Annotated in this window: 16 protein-coding genes; 12 read left to right on the top strand and 4 right to left on the bottom strand. The window is 72.9% G+C overall.

Annotated elements, in window-relative coordinates; translation table 11 throughout:
• Positions 1 to 43: 43 nt before the first annotated feature.
• From ACFRIC_RS10450 to holA, 6 genes are all read left to right on the top strand, one after another.
• Positions 44 to 889 carry a DegV family protein gene (locus ACFRIC_RS10450; protein WP_382782422.1) on the top strand — a complete coding sequence of 282 codons (846 nt, stop codon included), beginning with the start codon at positions 44 to 46 and terminating at the stop codon, positions 887 to 889.
• A gap of 138 nt (positions 890 to 1027) precedes the next feature.
• Complete coding sequence (locus ACFRIC_RS10445) at positions 1028 to 2122, top strand: ComEA family DNA-binding protein (RefSeq protein WP_382782420.1); 1095 nt, start codon at positions 1028 to 1030, stop codon at positions 2120 to 2122.
• Between the two features lie 125 nt (positions 2123 to 2247).
• On the top strand, positions 2248 to 5019 hold the full coding sequence (locus ACFRIC_RS10440; RefSeq protein WP_382782770.1) for a ComEC/Rec2 family competence protein: 2772 nt from the start codon (positions 2248 to 2250) through the stop codon (positions 5017 to 5019).
• A gap of 4 nt (positions 5020 to 5023) precedes the next feature.
• Positions 5024 to 5854: an arylamine N-acetyltransferase gene (locus ACFRIC_RS10435; protein ID WP_382782417.1), complete on the top strand. Its 831-nt coding sequence runs from the start codon at positions 5024 to 5026 to the stop codon at positions 5852 to 5854.
• Between the two features lie 83 nt (positions 5855 to 5937).
• The gene (locus ACFRIC_RS10430) at positions 5938 to 6183 is read left to right on the top strand and encodes a hypothetical protein (RefSeq protein WP_382782414.1); all 246 of its coding nucleotides are present in this window, start codon (positions 5938 to 5940) and stop codon (positions 6181 to 6183) included.
• 351 nt (positions 6184 to 6534) lie between these two features.
• Positions 6535 to 7521 carry a DNA polymerase III subunit delta gene (gene holA / locus ACFRIC_RS10425; protein WP_382782411.1) on the top strand — a complete coding sequence of 329 codons (987 nt, stop codon included), beginning with the start codon at positions 6535 to 6537 and terminating at the stop codon, positions 7519 to 7521.
• 261 nt (positions 7522 to 7782) lie between these two features.
• Here holA and rpsT read toward each other — a convergent pair whose 3' ends face one another.
• On the bottom strand, positions 7783 to 8049 hold the full coding sequence (rpsT, locus tag ACFRIC_RS10420; protein WP_103553320.1) for a 30S ribosomal protein S20: 267 nt from the start codon (positions 8047 to 8049) through the stop codon (positions 7783 to 7785).
• Positions 8050 to 8363: 314 nt separating this feature from the next.
• Between rpsT and lepA the strand changes: the two genes are divergently transcribed.
• Together lepA and ACFRIC_RS10410 are read left to right on the top strand one after the other, a co-directional pair.
• The gene (lepA, locus tag ACFRIC_RS10415; protein WP_382782407.1) at positions 8364 to 10232 is read left to right on the top strand and encodes a translation elongation factor 4; all 1869 of its coding nucleotides are present in this window, start codon (positions 8364 to 8366) and stop codon (positions 10230 to 10232) included.
• Positions 10233 to 10457: 225 nt separating this feature from the next.
• Positions 10458 to 12329 (top strand): AMP-dependent synthetase/ligase, encoded by a 1872-nt coding sequence (locus ACFRIC_RS10410; protein ID WP_382782403.1) that lies wholly within the window; start codon positions 10458 to 10460, stop codon positions 12327 to 12329.
• 146 nt (positions 12330 to 12475) lie between these two features.
• On the opposite strand, the gene ACFRIC_RS10405 is transcribed toward ACFRIC_RS10410, so the two are convergent.
• Complete coding sequence (locus ACFRIC_RS10405) at positions 12476 to 13060, bottom strand: two-component system response regulator (protein ID WP_382782399.1); 585 nt, start codon at positions 13058 to 13060, stop codon at positions 12476 to 12478.
• Between the two features lie 309 nt (positions 13061 to 13369).
• Here ACFRIC_RS10405 and ACFRIC_RS10400 point away from each other — a divergent pair, with 309 nt between their 5' ends.
• Both ACFRIC_RS10400 and hemW read left to right on the top strand, forming a co-directional pair.
• A complete protein-coding gene (locus ACFRIC_RS10400) occupies positions 13370 to 15646 on the top strand; it encodes a SpoIIE family protein phosphatase (RefSeq protein ID WP_382782396.1) in 2277 nt (758 codons plus the stop codon).
• 176 nt (positions 15647 to 15822) lie between these two features.
• On the top strand, positions 15823 to 17061 hold the full coding sequence (gene hemW, locus ACFRIC_RS10395) for a radical SAM family heme chaperone HemW (protein WP_382782393.1): 1239 nt from the start codon (positions 15823 to 15825) through the stop codon (positions 17059 to 17061).
• Between the two features lie 21 nt (positions 17062 to 17082).
• Here hemW and ACFRIC_RS10390 read toward each other — a convergent pair whose 3' ends face one another.
• The gene (locus ACFRIC_RS10390) at positions 17083 to 17889 is read right to left on the bottom strand and encodes a DUF3097 domain-containing protein (RefSeq protein WP_382782390.1); all 807 of its coding nucleotides are present in this window, start codon (positions 17887 to 17889) and stop codon (positions 17083 to 17085) included.
• A 31-nt stretch (positions 17890 to 17920) separates the two neighbouring features.
• Complete coding sequence (locus tag ACFRIC_RS10385; protein ID WP_382782387.1) at positions 17921 to 18646, bottom strand: MBL fold metallo-hydrolase; 726 nt, start codon at positions 18644 to 18646, stop codon at positions 17921 to 17923.
• Between the two features lie 176 nt (positions 18647 to 18822).
• On the opposite strand from ACFRIC_RS10385, the gene hrcA reads away from it, so the two are divergent.
• Entirely contained in the window at positions 18823 to 19839 is a 1017-nt protein-coding gene (gene hrcA, locus ACFRIC_RS10380; protein ID WP_328452618.1) for a heat-inducible transcriptional repressor HrcA, read from the top strand.
• Positions 19840 to 20976, top strand: coding sequence for a molecular chaperone DnaJ (gene dnaJ, locus ACFRIC_RS10375; RefSeq protein ID WP_382782383.1), 1137 nt, complete (start codon positions 19840 to 19842; stop codon positions 20974 to 20976).
• The last annotated feature ends 15 nt before the right edge of the window (positions 20977 to 20991 follow it).

Below are 20991 nucleotides of genomic sequence, written 5' to 3'. Positions count from 1 at the left end.
GCCGGGCTGCCGCGCACCGGTCCCGCCAGGTAACCTCCAGCTCATGTCCCGCCATGTCGCGATCGTCACCGATTCAACGGCCTACCTGCCGCCGCGGACGATGGAGCGCCACGGCATCACATCGGTTCCCCTGACCGTGGTCCTCGGAGACCAGGCACTCGAAGAGGGCACCGAGATCTCGGCCCGCTCCCTGGCCCAGGCGCTCCAGAAGCGGCGACCCGTCACGACCTCCCGGCCCAGCCCCGAGACCTTCGCCGCGACCTATCGCGAGGTCGCCGAGTCCGGCGCCACCGGCATCGTCTCGCTGCACCTCTCCTCCGAGTTCTCGGGCACCTACGACGCCGCCGTGCTCGCGGCCCGCGAGGCCCCGGTGCCGGTGCGCGTCGTCGACACCGGGATGGTCGCCATGGCCCTCGGGTTCTGCGCGCTGGCCGCCGCCGAGTCCGCCGAGGCCGGCGGAACCGTCGACGACGCGGTCACGGCCGCCGAGAAGCGAGCCGCCGGCATGTCCGCGCACTTCTACGTCGACACCCTCGACTACCTCCGCCGGGGCGGCCGGATCGGGGCCGCGCAGGCCCTGCTGGGTTCCGCGCTCGCGGTGAAGCCGCTGCTGCAGCTCCGCGACGGCCGCATCGAACTCCTGGAGAAGGTCCGGACGTCGTCCAAGGCGATCGCGCGGCTGGAAGAGATCGTCGTCGACCGGGCGGGCGGCGCCCAGGTCGACATCGCCGTCCACCATCTGGCGGCCCCCGAGCGGGCCTCGGCCCTCGCGGACCGGCTGCGGGCACGGGTACCGGGACTGGCCGAACTGCACGTGAGCGAGGTGGGCGCGGTGATCGGGGCCCACACCGGGCCCGGACTGCTGGCGGCGGTGGTCTCGCCCCGATGAGGGGGCGGGCGCCCGTGTCGTTCGCGTCACCTGCGTGCGTCGCTCGTGCGGGTGATGGAGTTATCCACAACTGGGCCGCTGTCCACCGGAATTGAGCATGATCATCGCGAGGGTGGCGGGTTGCCGCATCCTCGCCGCATGGAACTTCGATCGAGCTCACGCACCGCGACTCCGACCAGTGGCCCGGGTCGTGGCCCGCTCTCCGACAGCCGCAGCCGTCATCGCCGCCACGACCGGCGGACCCGGACCCGCCGCCACGAGGCCTCGGCCGCGGCCCTCCGGCTGCGCGCCGACGCCCTCTTCACCGAACACGCCCAGGGACGGCGCGAGTCGGGGAACGGCCCACCGGAGCCGGACCGCGACGACGGGGATGTGGGAAGGCTGCCCGCGAGTTGGTCGCCCCCGGCCGAACTGATCGTGGGTGAGCCGGCCGGGAGCGAACCCACCGTCGATGAACCGGTCTCGTCCGGTGCGGACGGGGAGGCGGGCGCCTGGCGGGACCGGGCCGGACTCGCCGTGCGGGAGCGGCTGCCGCTGTGGCTGCAGTCGCGGTGCGGTCTGGAGCGCAGGAGCGTGGCCGCGCTGACCGTGCTGCTGGCCGTGGCCGCCGTCTTCGCCGTGCAGCACTTCTGGACCGGCCGGACGCGGCCCGTCCGGGCCCCGGAGGTGATGAGCGCCGCCGCGCCGTACGCCGGGAAGCACGCGCCGGGCGACCGGCAGGGCGGGGAATCCGCTGTCCCGGCCGGAGCTCCGAGCGGGCCCGGCGCCGGTGGGGGCGTGGTCGTCGTGGACGTGGGCGGAAAGGTGCGCAGCCCGGGACTCCAGCGGTTGCCGGCCGGGTCCCGCGTCGAGGACGCCCTGCGTGCCGCCGGGGGACTACGGCCCGGCACGGACTCCGACGGCCTCAACCGCGCCCGCTTCCTCGTGGACGGCGAACAGATCATGGTCGGCGTGACCGCGCCGCCGACGGGAGCCGGGTCGGGTGGTGCCGGTGGTGGGCCGTTCGGAGCCGGGGGATCCGCGGCGAGAGCGGTGCCGTCCGCGCCGATTCCCCTCAACACGGCCACCGTGGACCAGTTCGACAGCCTGCCCGGGGTCGGGCCCGTCCTGGCCCAGCACATCGTCGACTACCGCGCGGCGCACGGCGGTTTCCGCTCGGTCGACGAGCTCCGCGAGGTGAACGGGATCGGAGACCGCCGCTTCGCCGATCTCCGGGACCTGGTGCGGCCGTGAGCGGCTCCGGGGTGAGGACCCGGAGGGCGGGCCCGGTGGCCGACGGGTCGGTGGCGGAGCCCGGGGATTCGCAGGGGTCCTCGGGGCGCACTGAGGGGTTCCCCGGCGGCACCGGCCGCAGGCCCGTGCACGCGGCCTCGGGGAGACGGCTGGGGGACTCGCACCCGAGGACGGAGGGGCCGACCGACCTCCGGCTCGTGGCCCCCGCGGCGGCGGCCTGGCTCACGGCGGCGGTGAGCGTCGGAGCGTCGCCGGGCTGGGTCACGGTCGTCGTGGCCGCGTCCCTGGCCGCGGCGGGTGCGCTGCTGGCGATGGGGCGGAGGGGCGCTCGGGCGGGACGGGCAGATCCCGGCGTCCGCCCGGGTGCCGTCGGTGATGTTCGGCAAGGACACTCGGGTGCCGGTGCCGGTGCCGGTGCCGGTGCGGGCGCGGGCGCGGGAGCAGACGCAGGTTCGGGCGCCGGGAGGGGAGGTTCCGTTGCAGGGAGGGCAGGTTCGGCTGCGGGGCGGGTGAGATGGGGCGGCCCGGTCGCGGAGCCGGCACCGGTCGTGGAGCCGGCACCTGTCGCGGAGCCGGAACCGGTCGCGTCGCGTCGGTGGGCGCGGTGGCCCGGTCCCGGAGCGGTGCGGCCCGGGTTGTGGGTGTCCGTCGCAGCCGTGCTCCTCTGCGCAGGTGCCGCCGCGGCCTCCGCGGGGCTGCACGCGGCGGACCTGAGACGCGGCCCCATCCCCGCGCTCGCGGAGAGCTTCGCCGACGTGACGGCGGAGGTGGAGATCACCTCCGATCCCCGCCTCACCCGGCCCCGGATCAACGGCGACCACATCGCCCCGACGGCCCTGATGTTCGACGCCGACATCACACGGGTCATGCAGCCGGACGGCACGGTCCTGGCCACCCGGACACCGGTGCTGGTGATCGTCGACACCCGCTCGCGACGAGGCGCGCCCCGGGAGGGCGGCGACCGCTCGCCCTGGCTGTCGCTGCTGCCGTCGACCCGGCTGAGGGTGGCGGCGCGGGTCGTGCCCGCGCTGTCGGACGGGGAGGACATCGCCGCGGTGCTGCGGGTACGGGGGAGCGCGCCGCCGCGGGTGGTCGCGGCGCCGTCCGGTCCGCAGCGGTTCGCGGGCCGGCTGCGGGAAGGGCTGCGCGAGGCGACCGACGGTCTGGACGCGGACGCGCGGGCCCTGCTGCCAGGGCTGGTGGTGGGGGACACCTCACGTGTCACGCCGGAGCTGGACGACGCCTTCAAGGCCACCGACCTCACGCACCTCCTCGCCGTCAGCGGGGGCAATCTCGTGATCGTCCTCGCCCTGTTCACCGGACCACCCGGCCTCGCCCAGCGGGTGGAGCGCCGGGGCCTCGCCTCCCGGCTCGGGGTTCCGCTGCGGGCGACGGCCTTGCTCGGCGGAACGCTCACGCTCGCCTTCGTCGTCGTGTGCCGGCCGGACCCGAGCGTGCTGCGGGCGGCGGCGTGCGGAGGGATCTCGCTGCTCGCCATCGCGACCGGGCGTCGCAGATCGCTGGTCCCGGCGCTGGCCGCCGCGGTTCTGGTCCTGGTGCTGTACGACCCCTGGCTCGCCCGCAGTTACGGGTTCCTGCTCTCCGTCCTCGCGACCGGGGCCCTGCTCACGCTCGCCCCGCGCTGGAGCGCGGCCCTGCGGCGGCGCCGGGTGCCGCCGCGTTTGGCGGAGGCGCTGGCCGCGGCCGCCGCCGCGCAGGCGCTGTGCGCGCCGGTGGTGGCCGTGCTGTCGGCCCGGGTGAGTCTGGTGGCGGTGCCGTGCAATCTCCTCGCGGAGTTCGCGGTCACACCGGCCACGGTGCTGGGGTTCGCGACCCTGGCGACCGCCCCCTGGGCGATGCCCGTGGCCAAGGTCCTGGCGTGGTGGGCGAGTTGGCCCGCCCGGTGGATCGCGGGCATCGCGCGCACGGGGGCGGCGCAACCCGGTGGGGGAGTGGACTGGCCGGACAGTTGGACAGGGGCCCTGCTGCTGGCTCTCGTCACCGTGGCCGGCGTGGTTGTCGGGCGCCGGCTGCTGAGACATCCGTTGCCGAGTGCCGTAGGCGCGGTGCTGCTCCTGCTGTTCGTGGTCCAGCCGCCGCCGCTGACGCGGGTGATCACGGGATGGCCGCCGCCCGGCTGGAGGTTCGCGATGTGTGACGTCGGGCAGGGCGACGCGAGCGTGCTCGCGGTGGGTGACGGCAGTGCGGTGGTGGTGGACGCGGGGCCCGACCCGGTGCTGGCCGACCGCTGTCTGAGCACGCTCGGGGTCACCAGGATCCCGCTCGTCGTCCTGACGCACTTCCACGCCGACCATGTCGGGGGCCTGCCCGGGGTGCTCCGGGGGCGTTCGGTGGGCGCGATCGAGACAACGGGCTTCGAAGAACCGCCGGATCAGGCCGAGTTCGTACGGCGGGAGGCGAGCGCACGGCACATCCCGCTGACGCGGGCCGTGGCGGGGGAGAGGAGGAGCGTGGGACCTCTGGACTGGCGGGTGCTGTGGCCGCCGCCCGATCAGATGCCGCCGCCGGACGGCCCGAACGACGCCAGCGTCACCCTGCTCGTGCGGTCCGCGGGGCTGCGGCTGTTGCTGCTGGGCGACCTGGAGCCGCCCGCCCAGCAGGCGCTGGTGAGATCGCCGGCCGCCGAGGGGCTGGACGGTGTGGACGTGCTCAAGGTCGCCCATCACGGATCGGCGTATCAGGATCCGGAGCTCATACGAAGGGCGGCTCCGCGGCTCGCGCTCATCTCGGTCGGTGGCGACAACCCGTACGGCCATCCCGCCCCGAGCACGGTCGCGGCGCTGCGGGCCGGGGGCGCGGTGGTGCTGCGGACCGACGAGGACGGTGATCTCGCGGTCACCGGTGCGGCGGAAGGGCTGGGTGTGGCGCGACACTGAAGGCATGAACTCCGCACAGGCCGACGCCTACCTTCGCCGCATCGGGGCCCAGCACCCGGCATGGCCCACGTCCGATGTGCTCCGCGAGCTGCAGCTCTGCCATCTGCGGACCGTGCCGTTCGAGAACCTGTCGATCCATCTGGGCGAGGAGATCGTGCTGGAGGAGAAGAGGCTGCTGGACAAGGTGGTGGGCGCCCGCAGAGGGGGCTTCTGCTACGAACTGAACGGCGCGTTCGCGGCGTTGCTGGCGGCGCTGGGCTACGACGTGACCCTGCTCGCGGCGCGGGTGTACGGGGACGACGGGAAGCCCGGGATCCCCTACGACCATCTCGCGCTGCGGGTGCGGACGGTGGACGGCGGCGACTGGCTGACCGACGTCGGGTTCGGGGCGCACAGCCACTATCCGCTGCTGTTCACGGAGCGGGGCGAACAGCGGGATCCCGGTGGGATGTTCCGGGTCGTGGAGTCGGGGCCGGACGCGGCGGGGGTGCGGGGGGCGGGCGGTTCCCGGGAACTCGAGGACCTCGACGTCCTCCTGGGCGACAAGCCCCAGTACCGGCTGGAGGTACGGCCGCGTGTCCTCGGGGACTTCCGTGTCGGAGCCTGGTGGCACTCCACCTCGCCGCAGTCGCACTTCACCCGGTCGCTGGTGTGCTCACGGGTGACCGAGGACGGGGGCCGGATCACGCTCAGCGGCCGCAAGTTCACCGTGTCGACGGCCGACGGGACCAAGGAGGTGACGGAACTGGCGACCGACGAGGAGGTGCTGGCCACCTACCGGGAACGCTTCGGGATCGAGCTGGACCGGGTGCCGGTGGTCAAGGAGTTCGGGTGACCGCGCCGGGAAGCCGCGCAGATCACACGCTCCGGACCGGGATCCCGGCGTCCGGCGCGCCGGGCGTACCGGAAAATGTCCGGGTGAGCGATGTGAGACATGTACTGGTGCTGCCCGACCGTGACGCCGCGGAGGAGGCGGCGGAGGCCGTCGGTGACCGGTTCGGGCTGGCGGAGGAGCCGCAGCTCGTGCGGGACGCACTCGCGGGCGAGGACGACGCCGAGGACGCGCAGTGGCTGGTGGTGCTGGCGGACCCCGAGTCACGGCTCGACCCGAAGGAACTGGACGAGTTCGCGGCCGAATGGGACGGCTGGCACGAGGAGCCCTGACCGAGCCGCTCCGGGCGGGCTCGGCCGACCCTCACGCCCGGTCCCTCGCGCCGGGCTCGGCTCTTCGGGGCTCGGCTCGCGCGTTCCGCTCGGGCGCCGAGGTCCCACGAGCCGGGGCCGGTCGGACCCGGGACCGGCCCGACCCGGGGCCAGCGCGACCCGGGGCCGGCGCGACCCGGGCTCGGCCCGCTCGGGCCTGACGCGCCCGCGCCCCGGGCGCCTGGTGCCCGCCCGCCCGGTCCCCCCCCGGCGCCCGGTCCTCGCCGGGCTCCGTCGGTCGGGGGAGGCCGGATCTCCGTGGGCCGCGGTGGGCGGCGTCTGTTGTCAGTGGCGCGTGGGATGCTTTCCGTGATGGCCAAGAAGACCGCACAAGACGACCCTCTCGCCCCTCTCACGCTGGCAGTGGGCCAGGAGGATCTCCTGCTCGACCGTGCCGTGCAGGAGGTGGTGGCGGCAGCCAGGGCCGCCGACGCCGACACGGACGTCCGGGACCTCACCCCGGACCAGTTGCAGCCGGGCACGCTCGCCGAGCTGACGAGCCCGTCGCTCTTCGCCGAGCGCAAGGTCGTGGTCGTCCGCAACGCCCAGGACCTGTCGGCCGACACGATCAAGGACGTCAAGGCGTATCTGGGGGCTCCCGCCGAGGAGATCACCCTGGTGCTCCTGCACGCGGGCGGGGCCAAGGGCAAGGCGCTGCTCGACGCCGCGCGCAAGGCGGGCGCGCGGGAGGTCGCGTGCCCCAAGATGACGAAGCCGGCGGACCGGCTGGCGTTCGTGCGGAGCGAGTTCCGGTCGCTGGGCCGGGCGGCCACCCCGGAGGCCTGCCAGGCGCTGGTGGACTCCATCGGGAGCGATCTGCGGGAGCTGGCGTCCGCCGTGTCGCAGCTCACCGCGGACGTCGAGGGGACGATCGACGAGGCCGTGGTCGGGAGGTACTACACCGGCCGGGCCGAGGCCTCCAGCTTCACCGTGGCCGACCGGGCCGTGGAGGGGCGGGCCGCCGAGGCCCTGGAGGCGCTGCGCTGGTCGCTGTCGACCGGCGTGGCCCCCGTCCTGATCACCAGCGCGCTCGCGCAGGGAGTGCGGGCGATCGGCAAGCTGTCCTCCGCGCGGGGCGGCAGGCCCGCCGATCTGGCCCGTGAGCTCGGGATGCCGCCATGGAAGATCGACCGCGTGCGCCAGCAGATGCGGGGCTGGACGCCGGACGGGGTCGCCATGGCGTTGACGGCGGTCGCGGAGGCGGACGCCGGGGTGAAGGGCGGCGGGGACGACCCGGAGTACGCCCTGGAGAAGGCCGTCGTGGCCGTCGCCCGCGCGGCCCGATCCGGCCGTCGCTAGCCCCACCAGGCACGCAGCGCCCCCGACGACCCGGTGGTGCACCGAAGACACCGCGGAACACCGAAGGCCCCGCTCGTTCTCCCGGGGAAGGGAGGAGCGGGGCCTTCGGTTCGAGCCTGTGGATTCACGCCCGCGTGGCGAACGCAGATCGTGCGCGAATCCGGGGGTGTCGGGTCGGGAGCGGAGAGAGAGGGCCCGCTCGGGTCCGGCCGACGGTCACGTCAAGTAAGTCAGGATCGGGCTCCGGAGAGCCCGGCCGACTCAGCCCTGGAGGGAGGCGACCTTCGAAGCAAGCGCCGACTTCTTGTTGGCGGCCTGGTTCTTGTGGATGACGCCCTTCGAGACGGCCTTGTCGAGCTTGCGCGAAGCCTCGCGCGCCGCGACGGTGGCCTTCTCGACGTCACCCGCGGCAGCAGCCTCGCGGGCCTTGCGGATCGCGGTCTTCAGAGAGGACTTGACGGCCTTGTTGCGCAGCCGGGCCTTCTCGTTGGTCTTGATCCGCTTGATCTGGGACTTGATGTTCGCCACTGATGAGCCTTTACAGGTTCAGGCGCGTGAGACGGCACGTCTCACCCGCCGTTTGATTTTCTTGGGTGCGTCCCCTGCAGAGAGGGCATGAGACACAGCCACCCAGGCTACCAGCCCCCGCACGACCGGCCCAAACCGGCCGTGTGCTCCCGCGCCGGGAGCGGTCGCCGATGTCCTGGTCAGGGCCTTCGGGGCGGGCGCAGCCGTCCCTCTCGCGCGGCCCACACCGGTCGCAGCCCGCCGCGCGTGGGACCATGGAATCTACGTATCGATCCGACCCGAGGCGACAGGCGCCTCAAGAGACAGGACCCTGCGTGCCCGCGACCCCTAACAATGTGCCCGAGCCGAGCCGTACCGACCCGGCTCTGATCCGCAATTTCTGCATCATCGCGCACATCGACCACGGCAAGTCCACGCTCGCCGACCGCATGCTCCAGCTCACGGGGGTGGTCGAGCAGCGGCAGATGCGTGCTCAGTACCTCGACCGGATGGACATCGAGCGCGAGCGCGGCATCACGATCAAGTCCCAGGCGGTCCGGCTGCCCTGGGCCCCGTCCCAGGATCCGGGCAGCACCCACATCCTCAACATGATCGACACCCCCGGGCACGTCGACTTCACGTACGAGGTGTCGCGGTCCCTGGCGGCCTGTGAGGGCACGGTCCTGCTCGTCGACGCCGCCCAGGGGATCGAGGCGCAGACCCTCGCCAACCTCTACCTGGCGATGGAGAACGACCTCAAGATCATCCCCGTACTGAACAAGATCGACCTGCCGGCCGCCCAGCCGGAGAAGTTCTCCGAGGAGCTCGCCAACCTCATCGGCTGCGACCCCGCGGACGTCCTCAAGGTCTCCGCGAAGACGGGCCTGGGCGTCGAGGCGCTGCTCGACAAGGTCGTCGCCGAGATCCCCGCCCCGGTCGGCGTCCAGGACGCCCCCGCGCGCGCGATGATCTTCGACTCGGTGTACGACTCGTACCGCGGTGTCGTGACGTACGTCCGTGTCATCGACGGGCAGCTCAACAAGCGTGAGCGCATCAGGATGATGTCCACCGGCGCCACGCACGAGCTGCTGGAGATCGGCGTCTCGGCCCCCGAGATGAAGGCGGCCGACGGGCTCGGTGTCGGCGAGGTGGGCTACCTCATCACCGGCGTGAAGGACGTCCGCCAGTCCAAGGTCGGTGACACGATCACCACCCTGCACAAGGGCGCCACCGAGGCACTCGGCGGGTACAAGGACCCCCGGCCCATGGTCTTCTCGGGCCTGTACCCGCTGGACGGCTCCGACTACCCCGAGCTGCGCGACGCCCTGGACAAGCTCCAGCTCAACGACGCGGCGCTGGTGTACGAGCCGGAGACCTCCGCGGCGCTGGGCTTCGGCTTTCGTGTCGGCTTCCTCGGGCTGCTGCACCTCGACGTGATCCGTGAGCGGCTGGAGCGCGAGTTCGGGCTCGACCTGATCGCGACCGCCCCGAACGTGGTCTACCGCGTCGAGATGGAGGACCGCAGCGAGCACACGGTCACCAACCCGAGCGAGTTCCCCGAAGGCAAGATCGACAAGGTGTACGAGCCGGTCGTGCGGGCGACCATCCTCGCCCCCTCGGAGTTCATCGGCGCGATCATGGAGCTGTGCCAGACCCGGCGCGGCACCCTGCTCGGCATGGACTACCTCTCGGAGGACCGGGTCGAGATCCGCTACACCCTGCCGCTCGCGGAGATCGTCTTCGACTTCTTCGACCAGCTCAAGTCCAAGACCCGCGGCTACGCCTCGCTGGACTACGAGCCCACCGGCGAGCAGGCCTCCAGCCTGGTCAAGGTCGACATCCTGCTGCACGGCGACAAGGTCGACGCCTTCTCTGCGGTCACCCACAAGGACGCCGCGTACGCGTACGGCGTCCGGCTGGTCGCCAAGCTGCGCGAGCTGATCCCGCGGCAGGCCTTCGAGGTGCCCATCCAGGCGGCCATCGGCTCCCGGGTCATCGCCCGCGAGACGATCCGCGCCATCCGCAAGGACGTCCTCGCCAAGTGCTACGGCGGTGACATCTCCCGTAAGCGGAAGCTGCTGGAGAAGCAGAAGGAGGGCAAGAAGCGGATGAAGATGGTGGGCTCTGTGGAAGTTCCGCAAGAGGCCTTCATCGCCGTGCTCTCCAGCGACGACAGCGCCGGTTCGGCCAAGGGCAAGAAGTAGCCACGCCGAATCCCGGGATTTCAGGGCCCGTCGCGCTCCGGCGCGGCGGGCCCTGTGCTTGTCTCAGGGGTGTGTCCTGCGGGAAGTGGCCGGGAAGTGACCGGCCGCCGCCTCTTACGCACCGGCCGGACGCGCTCTAGTCTGATCTCTGCTCGGTAGTTACTCGCGAGTTAAACAACAGCCGCAATTGAGCCAGCCGCACTGCCGCGGGCCCCGGAGGATGTCGTGAGCGACACACAGACCCTGATCGAGAACCGTCCGCCGTCCGTCGCCGCCCTCTTCCTGGAGCGCGTGGCGGCCACACCCGACGCCGAGGCATACCGCTACCCGGTACCGGCCCCGGGCGACGGGCCGGACGAGTGGAAGTCGCTGACCTGGGCGCAGTCCGCCGAGCGGGTCTACGCCATCGCGGCCGGTCTCATCGAACTCGGCGTCCAGCCGGAGCAGCGCGTCGCGCTCGCCTCCTCGACCCGGGTCGAATGGATCCTGGCCGACCTCGGCATCCTGTGCGCGGGCGCGGCCACCACGACCGTGTATCCGCAGACCAACGCCGAGGAGTCGGCTTTCATCCTGTCCGACTCCGCGAGCCGGGTCCTCATCGCCGAGGACGCCGCCCAGCTCGCCAAGGCCCGGGAGAAGCGCGCGGAGCTCCCCGAGCTCACGCACGTCGTGGTCATCGACGCGGAGGGCGTGGAGAGCGAGGACTGGGTCCTGACGCTCGCCGAGCTGGAGGCGCGCGGCTCCGCCTACCTGGAGAAGCACCCCGAGCTGATCAAGGAGCGCGTCGGCGCGATCACCGCCGACCAGCTCGCGACCCTCATCTACACCTCCGGCACCACGGGCCGCCCCAAGGGCGTCCGCCTGCCGCAGGACAACTGGTCGTACATGGCGAAGGCCATCTCCGCGACCGGCCTGGTCAGCCAGGCCGACGTGCAGTACCTGTGGCTGCCGCTCGCGCACGTCTTCGGCAAGGTCCTGACCTCCGGCCAGATCGAGGTCGGACACGTGACCGCCGTCGACGGCCGCGTCGACAAGATCATCGAGAACCTGCCGATCGTGCAGCCGACGTACATGGCGGCCGTCCCGCGCATCTTCGAGAAGGTCTACAACGGGGTCGCGGCCAAGGCGCGGGCCGGCGGCGGCGCCAAGTACAAGATCTTCCAGTGGGCCGCCGAGGTCGCCCGCGAGTACGCGAAGGCGAGCCAGGACAACTTCCGCCGTACGGGTTCGGCCTCGGTGCCGTTCGCGCTCGGCGCCAAGCACAAGGTCGCCGACGCGCTCGTCTTCGCCAAGATCCGCGAGGCCTTCGGCGGCAACCTGCGGGCCTGCATCTCCGGCTCCGCCGCGCTCGCGCCGGAGATCGGCTACTTCTTCGCCGGCGCCGGCATCCACATCCTGGAGGGCTACGGACTCACCGAGTCCTCCGCCGCCTCCTTCGTGAACCCGGGCGAGGCCTACCGCACCGGCACGGTCGGCAAGCCGCTGCCCGGCACCGAGGTGCGCATCGCGGACGACGGCGAGATCCTGCTGCGCGGCCCCGGCATCATGGAGGGCTACCACGGGCTGCCCGAGAAGACCGCCGAGGTCCTGGAGGCCGACGGCTGGTTCCACACCGGCGACATCGGCGAGCTGTCCGCGGACGGCTATCTGCGGATCACCGACCGCAAGAAGGACCTCATCAAGACCTCGGGCGGCAAGTACATCGCGCCCGCCGAGGTCGAGGGCCAGTTCAAGGCCGTCTGCCCGTACGTCTCCAACATCCTCGTGCACGGCGCCGACCGGAACTTCTGCACCGCGCTCATCGCCCTCGACGAGCCGTCGATCCTCGACTGGGCCAAGGGCAACGGCCTGGAGGGCAAGTCGTACGCCGAGGTCGTCGCGGCGCCCGCCACCGTCGCTCTCGTCGAGGGCTACGTGAAGGAGCTCAACGCGGGCCTCCAGCGCTGGCAGACCATCAAGAAGTTCCGTCTGCTGCCCCGTGACCTGGACGTCGAGCACGGCGAGATCACCCCGAGCCTCAAGCTGAAGCGCCCGGTCGTCGAGAAGGCGTACAAGCACCTGATCGACGACATGTACGCGGGCAGCCGCGAGGCGTAGCCGGCCCCGGCGCCCCTCGGCGCTCCGGCATCCCCGGCACTCAGGCACCCCGGCTTCCGGTCCGTTCCGTACGGGCCGGAAGCCGGGGTGCTCGCGCTCTCCCGTCCGTCGCGTCCGGCCTGTCCGTCGCGTCCGGCCTGTCCGGCCTATCCGTCCCGTCTCCGCCGCATCCTGCCCAGCAGTTCGTCCATCCGCCGTATCTGGTCACGGAGTGCGGGCACGTCGGGGGCGCCGCCCGCCGCCAAGTCCGTGTCCATCCTCCCCAGGCGGGCGGCGAGTTCGTCGAACTGGTCCTGCTCCCGGGCGAGCAGGCACTCCAGTTGGCGGTTCTTGCGGTGCAGGTCGAGGAAGACGCTGACCTTGGCGCGCAGGACCCACGGGTCGAACGGCTTCGTCAGGTAGTCCGCGGCGCCCGTCGCGTAGCCGCGGAAGGCATAGCCCGCGTCGGTGTCGGTGCCCGTCAGGAAGATGATGGGCACGTCCTTGGTCCGGTCGAGCCGCTTGATGTTCGCGGCCGTCTCGAATCCGTCCATGCCCGGCATGTGGATGTCGAGCAGGACGACCGCGAACCGCTGCCGGGTCAGCGCCTCCACCGCCTCCTCGCCCGAACGCGCCCGTACCAGCGGCTCGTTGAGGGAACGCAGGACGGCCTCGAGGGCGACCAGGTTGTCCTCCATGTCGTCGACGAGGAGGATGCTCGCGCCCTCGTCGGTCGTCGTCTCGGCGCTCATGATGGCGGTGCCTCACTCGGTCCGTGGTCTTCTCGGTGCCTCGCGGGTCCGGCGGCCGGTCCATGCCCCGCGGCCGGTCCACGACCCGCCTCGGGCCCCCCGCCGAAGCCGCCCTTCCGCGCCGTCGTCGCGGCGAGCGGCGGACGCGGGTCGGATGCTCGATTCTGTCCGTCTTCGGGCACATCCATACCACTGTTCTCACTCATGACGGCCCACTTCGGTGACTCGGCGCTTATGAGCGCCGCCAGTCTGTCACCCTGGCCGCATCGTCCGAGGTGTCTTCGTCCGAACTGCCCAGGGAGCCGCACAGTGGGGGCCATTCCGACGCAACGGGAGTCCACGGCGTGCGCACCGGACGCGCTCGCGCACCACCCCACCGGCCGGGACGTCGTGTCGCGCACATCGTTGCCGGGCACTCCGCTCGCTCCCGCGGCCGCGCGCCGGTTCCTCCGTGACACGCTCCTGAGCTGGGCCGAACGGGCCCTGCCCGGCGCCGAGATCATCGACGACCGGCTCACGGAGGACGCGTCCGTCGTGGTCAGCGAGCTCGTCACCAACGCCGTCGTGCACGCGGGCACCGACGTCGAGCTGCTGTGCCGTCTCGAGTGTCCGGCCGACGGCCCGCCCGGCCCGCTGGTCGTCGAGGTCTCCGACCGGCATCCCTCGCGCGCCATACGGGAGGAGGACAGGGCCGAACCGCCCTACGGGACACCGGAGTACGGGCGGGGTCTGCGCCTCGTCTCCGCGCTCTCCGAGGCCTGGGGGATCACCTACCGTCCGGGCGTCAAGACGGTGTGGTCCAGGCTGCTGACCGACGGGGCCGCCGCGGCCCTGCCGGGGGCGGGCGCCTTCACGGAGGCCGACGACCCGCGCCGGCCGCTCCGCTTCGACGACGTGGGCGCTCTCCCGGGGCCGGGCGCCTTCACCGACGCCGACGGACTCCCCGACGGGCTTCCCGGTGAGCTCGTGGGACCGGGCGGATTCACGGACGCCGACGGGCTCGCGGGCGGGCTCGCACGTGCGCTCCCCGAGGCCTTCCCCGGACCGGGCGGGTTCGCCGGGGCCGACGGCCCCACCGGTGCGGCGGCCGGTTCGGAGCCGGCCGGGGCCGGGGCCACCGGGTACGCCGAGGTGCTGGTCCCGGAGTACGGGCCGGGTGCCGACGGGTTGATCCCGGAGTACGGAACCGGCGGCGACGGGCTGGTCCCGGGCTACGGACCGGGTGCCGGCGGTGAGCCGTATCGGGCCGTGTCCGCCCCCGGGGCGGACCGGAGCACCCCGCGGGGCCCCGACTGGCTCGACCGGGGCGCCCTCTCCTTCCTCGCCGAGGCCTCCGACCTGCTCGCGGGACAGCTCGACGAGGACCTGGTCGCCGCGCTGGCCGGACAGCTCCTCGTCCCGCGCCTCGCCGACTGGTGCGCCGTGTGGCTGGAGGACGAGGCCACCGACCGGGCGGGCGGGCTCGGACTGGCCCTCGGCCCCCGCCTCGCCCGGGTCTGGCACGGCCGCGAGAACCTGATCGAGGGCCTGCGCCAGGCTCTGGAGAAGGACCCGCCGCGGCTGCCCGACGCGGTGCGCTCGCGCGCCGTCCCGGTGCCGTGGCCCGGTGGGGCGCTGGGCGCCCGCGGGGCGGCACTCGCGTACCGGCTGATCGCGGGCGGGCGGCCGCTGGGCACGCTCGTCATCGGGCGGGCCGGACCGCCCGACTTCCCCGACGAGGTCACCGGGCTCGTCGAGGACCTCAGCCGCCGGATCGCCCTGGCCATCGGCGCGGCCCGTCAGTACGCGCGCCAGGCCACCATCAGCCGGGTCCTGCAGCGCGGGCTGCTGCCGGGCGCGGTCGCCGAGATCCCCGGGGTGCGCAGCGCCCTCGTCTACGAACCGCTCGACAAGGGCGGGCCGAGCGGTGACTTCTACGACGTGTTCCCGGCGGGCGACGGGCGCTGGTGCTTCGCTGTCGGCGACGTCCAGGGCAAGGGGCCCGAGGCCGCCGTCGTGATCGGCCTGGCCCGGCCCTGGCTGCGGCTCCTGGCCCGCGAGGGCTACGACGTCGCGGACGTCCTCGACCGTCTCAACCAGCTCCTCCTCGACGACGCTACGGAGGCGGCGGACGCGGCCGCCCGCGCGCTCGTGGCCGCGGGCGGACCCGGGCTCGGCACCGACCTCGGCCCGCAGACGCGCTTCCTGTCGATGCTCTACGGCGAGCTGGTCCCCTTCGAGGGCGGAGTGCGCTGCACCCTGGCCTCGGCGGGGCATCCGCTGCCGCTGCTGCTGGGTCCCGACGGCGGCGTACGGGAGGTGGCCCGGCCGCAGACCCTGCTCGGCGTCTTCGAGGACCCCGAGTACACCTCGGAGTCCTTCGAGCTGTACCCGGGGGACACGCTCCTGTGCGTCACCGACGGGGTGACGGAGCGGCGCGACGGGTCCCGTCAGTTCGACGACGAGGACGGCCTCGCGCACGCCCTCGCGGGCTGCGCCGGTCTGAACGCCGAGATGATCGCGGAACGGATCCGCGCGCTGGTCCACGCCTTCGGCCCCCGCCCGCCCGAGGACGACATGGCCCTGCTGGTGTTACAGGCCGAATGACGGGCTCCGCCCGTGAGGCAGGCCGCGTGACAGGCCTCCGCCCGTGACGCGGGCCGGGTGACGGCCTCCGCCCGTGACGCGGGCCGAGCGAGGGGGCTCCGCCCGTGACGCGGGCCGGGTGACAGGGCCCGCCGGGCCGGGCACGTCCACCCCGGGCGTGCTGGACAATGGAACGCATGCCTTCCGCACTTCCCGACGGTGAGCCCGTCCCCGACGACGGGGCGCTGCCCGCGCACGCCCTGGCCGGGGCCGCCGAGCGGCCCCTCGGGTTCTACCTCCACGTTCCGTACTGCGCGACCCGCTGCGGCTACTGCGACTTCAACACCTACACGGCGACCGAGCTGCGGGGCAGCGGCGGCGTGCTCGCCTCCCGCGACAACTACGCGGACACCCTGACCGACGAGATCCGGCTCGCCCGCAAGGTCCTCGGCGACGACCCCCGCCCGGTCCGCACCGTCTTCGTCGGAGGCGGTACGCCCACGCTGCTGGCCGCCGACGACCTCGTACGGATGCTGGGCGCGATCAGGGACGAGTTCGGCCTCGCGGACGACGCCGAGGTCACCACGGAGGCGAACCCCGAGTCGGTCGACCCGGAGTACCTCGCGACCCTGCGCGCCGGGGGCTTCAACCGGATCTCCTTCGGCATGCAGAGCGCCCGGCAGCACGTCCTGAAGGTGCTCGACCGCACCCACACCCCGGGCCGCCCCGAGGCCTGTGTCGCCGAGGCCCGCGCGGCCGGCTTCGCACATGTGAACCTGGATCTGATCTACGGCACGCCGGGGGAGTCGGACGACGACTGGCGGGCCTCGCTCGAGGCGGCCCTCGGCGCGGGACCCGACCACATCTCCGCGTACGCGCTGATCGTCGAGGAGGGCACGCAGCTCGCGCGCCGGATCCGCCGCGGCGAGGTCCCCATGACCGACGACGACGTGCACGCGGACCGCTATCTCATCGCCGACGAGGTGATGTCGGCGGCGGGCTTCGAGTGGTACGAGGTGTCGAACTGGGCCACCGCCGGCTCGTCGGGCAGCCGCTGTCTGCACAACGAGCTCTACTGGCGGGGAGCCGACTGGTGGGGCGCGGGTCCCGGCGCGCACAGCCACGTCGGCGGCGTTCGCTGGTGGAACGTGAAGCATCCGGGGGCGTACGCGGCGGCGCTGGCCGAGGGCCGCTCCCCGGGGGCCGGCCGTGAACTCCTCTCCGAGGAGGACCGCCGGGTCGAGCGGATCCTCCTGGAACTGCGGCTGCGCGAGGGCTGCCCGCTCTCCCTGCTCCGCCCCGACGGTCTCGCGGCCTCCCGCCGCGCCCTGTCCGAGGGACTCCTCGAAGCCGGCCCCTACGACGCCGGCCGGGCCGTCCTCACCCTGCGCGGCCGCCTCCTCGCGGACGCCGTGGTCCGGGATCTGGTGGACTGAGCAGGCGGCCGCGCCGACCTCTCACTCCGGGGCCGTGACGAAGTCGATCAGTTCCTCCACCCGGCCCAGCAGGGCCGGTTCGAGGTCCTTGTAGGAGCGGACCCGGGACAGGATGTGCTGCCAGGCCGCGCCGGTGTTCTCCGGCCAGCCCAGGGCCCGGCACACGCCCGTCTTCCAGTCCTGGCCGTGCGGGACCCGGGGCCAGGACGCGATGCCGACGGAGGACGGCTTCACGGCCTCCCACACGTCGATGTACGGGTGGCCGAGCACCAGGGCGTGCTCGCTCGTGACCGCCTCCGCGATCCGTGACTCCTTCGAACCCGGCACCAGGTGGTCCACGAGCACGCCGAGCCGGGCGTCCGGGCCCGGGGAGAACGCCTCGACCACCGCCGGGAGGTCGTCCACGCCCTCCAGGTACTCCACGACCACGCCCTCGACGCGCAGGTCGTCGCCCCAGACCCGCTCGACCAGCTCGGCGTCGTGCCGGCCCTCGACGTAGATGCGCCCGGCGCGCGCGACCCGGGCGCGGGCGCCGGGGACCGCCACCGAGCCGGAGGCCGTACGGCTGGGGCGCACCGGCGCGGAGGGCGCCGGGCGGACCAGCGTCACCACCTTGCCCTCCAGCAGGAAGCCGCGCGGTTCCAGCGGGAACACGCGGTGCTTGCCGAAGCGGTCCTCCAGGGTCACCGTGCCCGCCTCGCAGCGGATCACCGCGCCGCAGAAGCCGGTGCCGGGCTCCTCGACGACCAGACCCGGGTCCGCCGGGACCTCGGGCACGGGCTGGGGCTTCTTCCACGGCGGGGTCAGGTCCGGAGAGTACTGGCGCATTCGGATGACGATAGGAGAAGCCCGGCGGCGCTCACCGCGACACGCCGAAACGCTCGGCCAGGGCGTCCCGTTGGGACCGTACGAACGCGGCGTCCACGACCGCCCCGTGGCCGGGCACGTACAGCGCCTCCTCGCCGCCCAGGCCGAGCAGCCGGTCGAGCGCCGCGGGCCAGCGCGACGGCACGGCGTCGGGGCCCGCCTGCGGCTCGCCCGACTCCTCGACCAGGTCGCCGCAGAACACCACCACCGGGTCGCCCGGCACGACGGCCACCAGGTCGTGGGCGGTGTGGCCCTCGCCCGTCCGCACCAGCCGGACCCCGACGCCGCCGCCGAGATCCACGTCCCAGGTGCTCCCGACGAGGCGGTGGGGCCGTACGAGGGTGTCCGCCGCCTCCTCCGCCGCCCCCGGGTCGAGACCGTTGCGCACCGCGTCCGCGCACAGCTCCCCGCGGCCGTTCCGGTACACCTCGGACGAGCCGTCCGCGGCGAGGACCTGCGCGCCGGCGAACGCGGCCGCGCCGAAAACATGGTCGAAATGCGGGTGGGTGAGCGCGATATGGGTCACACGTCCGCCGGTCAGGACCCGCGCATCGGCGCGCAGGGCGGCGCCCTCCGCGAGGCTCGACCCGGCGTCGATCATGAGTGCCGCCCCCTCGCCGACGACGAGCCCGGCCGTGCAGTCCCAGTCCGGAAGCCGCCGTCGCCCCACCCGGGGCGCCACCCTTTCCCACCCGAGCTCTTCCCAAGTCAGCCTCATGCGGCGACGCTAACGGTGACCGGGTGCCGTGCACGACATCGCAGGCCCGCCCTTGCCCGGGGCGTGCCCGACCGCCGTACACTGGGCCGGGGAACGTTGGCACTCGCGTGCGCTGAGTGCCAGGCGAATGCCACGAAGGCCACGAAGACCACCGAGTCGACTTCTGGAGGTGCGCGATGCTCAGCGAACGCAGGCTCGAGGTGCTGCGCGCCATCGTCCAGGACTACGTGGGCACCGAGGAGCCGGTCGGTTCGAAGGCGCTCACCGAGCGGCACCGTCTCGGCGTCTCGCCGGCGACCGTCCGCAACGACATGGCGGTCCTGGAGGACGAGGGGTACATCGCGCAGCCGCACACCAGTGCCGGGCGCATCCCCACGGACAAGGGGTACCGCCTCTTCGTCGACAAGCTCGCCGGCGTCAAGCCGATGACCGCGCCCGAGCGCCGCGCCATCCAGAACTTCCTGGACGGAGCCGTCGACCTTGACGACGTCGTCGGCCGGACCGTGCGGCTGCTCGCGCAGCTCACCCGGCAGGTCGCCGTCGTGCAGTACCCCTCGCTGACCCGCTCGACCGTGCGCCATGTGGAGCTGCTCTCCATGGCCCCCGCGCGGGTGATGCTCGTGCTGATCACGGACACCGGCCGGGTCGAGCAGCGAATGATCAACTGCCCGGCGCCGTTCGGTGAGACGTCGCTGGCGGACCTGCGGGCCCGGCTCAACAGCCGGGTCGCGGGGCGCCCCTTCGCGGACGTCCCGCAGCTCGTCCAGGACCTCCCGGATGCCTTCGAGGCGGAGGACCGGGGTACGGTCTCGACGGTGCTCTCCACCCTGCTGGAGACATTGGTCGAGGAGACCGAGGAGCGCCTGATGATCGGCGGTACCGCCAATCTCACGCGATTCGGACATGACTTCCCTCTCACCATCCGGCCGGTGCTCGAAGCCCTCGAGGAGCAGGTCGTGCTCCTCAAGTTGCTTGGAGAGGCCGGGGATTCGAGCATGACCGTGCGAATCGGGCACGAGAACGCGTATGAGGGACTCAACTCCACGTCCGTGGTCTCCGTCGGCTACGGTTCGGGCGGCGAGGCAGTAGCCAAACTCGGCGTGGTCGGCCCGACCCGCATGGATTACCCGGGAACGATGGGAGCGGTACGAGCGGTGGCACGGTACGTCGGACAGATCCTGGCGGAGTCGTAAGTGGCCACGGACTACTACGCCGTACTCGGCGTGCGCCGCGACGCGTCCCAGGACGAGATCAAGAAGGCGTTCCGGAGGCTCGCTCGCGAGCTGCACCCGGACGTCAATCCCGATCCGAAGACGCAGGAGCGCTTCAAGGAGATCAACGCCGCCTACGAGGTGTTGTCGGACCCGCAGAAGAAGCAGGTCTACGACCTCGGCGGCGACCCGCTGTCCCAGCAGGGCGGCGGTGGCGCCGGCGGCTTCGGCCAGGGCGGCTTCGGGAACTTCTCGGACATCATGGACGCGTTCTTCGGCACGGCGTCGCAGCGCGGACCGCGCTCGCGCACCCGCCGGGGCCAGGACGCCATGATCCGTCTGGAGATCGAGCTCGACGAGGCGGCCTTCGGCACCACGAAGGACATCCAGGTCGACACGGCCGTCGTCTGCGGCACCTGCAACGGCGAGGGCGCGGCCCCCGGCACCGCGGCGCAGACCTGTGACATGTGCCGCGGCCGCGGCGAGGTGTCCCAGGTGACGCGGTCCTTCCTGGGTCAGGTCATGACCTCGCGGCCGTGTCCGCAGTGCCAGGGCTTCGGCACCGTCGTCCCGACCCCGTGCCACGAGTGCGCGGGCGACGGCCGGGTCCGCTCCCGCCGCACCCTCACGGTCAAGATCCCGGCCGGTGTGGACAACGGCACCCGCATCCAGCTCGCGGGCGAGGGCGAGGTCGGCCCCGGCGGCGGCCCCGCCGGCGACCTGTACGTCGAGATCCACGAACTGCCGCACTCGACCTTCCAGCGGCGCGGCGACGACCTGCACTGCACGGTCACCATCCCGATGACCGCGGCGGCCCTCGGCACCAAGGTGCCGCTGGAGACGCTCGACGGCATGGAGGAGGTCGACATCCGTCCGGGCACGCAGTCCGGTCAGTCGATCCCGCTGCACGGCCGGGGCGTCACCCACCTGCGCGGCGGCGGCCGAGGCGACCTCGTCGTGCACGTCGAGGTCATGACGCCGACCAAGCTCGACCCGGAGCAGGAGCGGGTGCTGCGCGAGCTGGCGCAGATGCGCGGCGAGGAACGGCCCACCGGTCAGTTCCAGCCCGGTCAGCAGGGGCTCTTCTCCCGGCTGAAGGACGCCTTCAACGGCCGCTGATCCAGGCGGGGCACG

It is taken from the genome of Streptomyces sp. NPDC056738 (genome assembly GCF_042790435.1).
Classification (GTDB): domain Bacteria; phylum Actinomycetota; class Actinomycetes; order Streptomycetales; family Streptomycetaceae; genus Streptomyces.
This window is presented reverse-complemented; position numbering and strand designations above follow the sequence as displayed.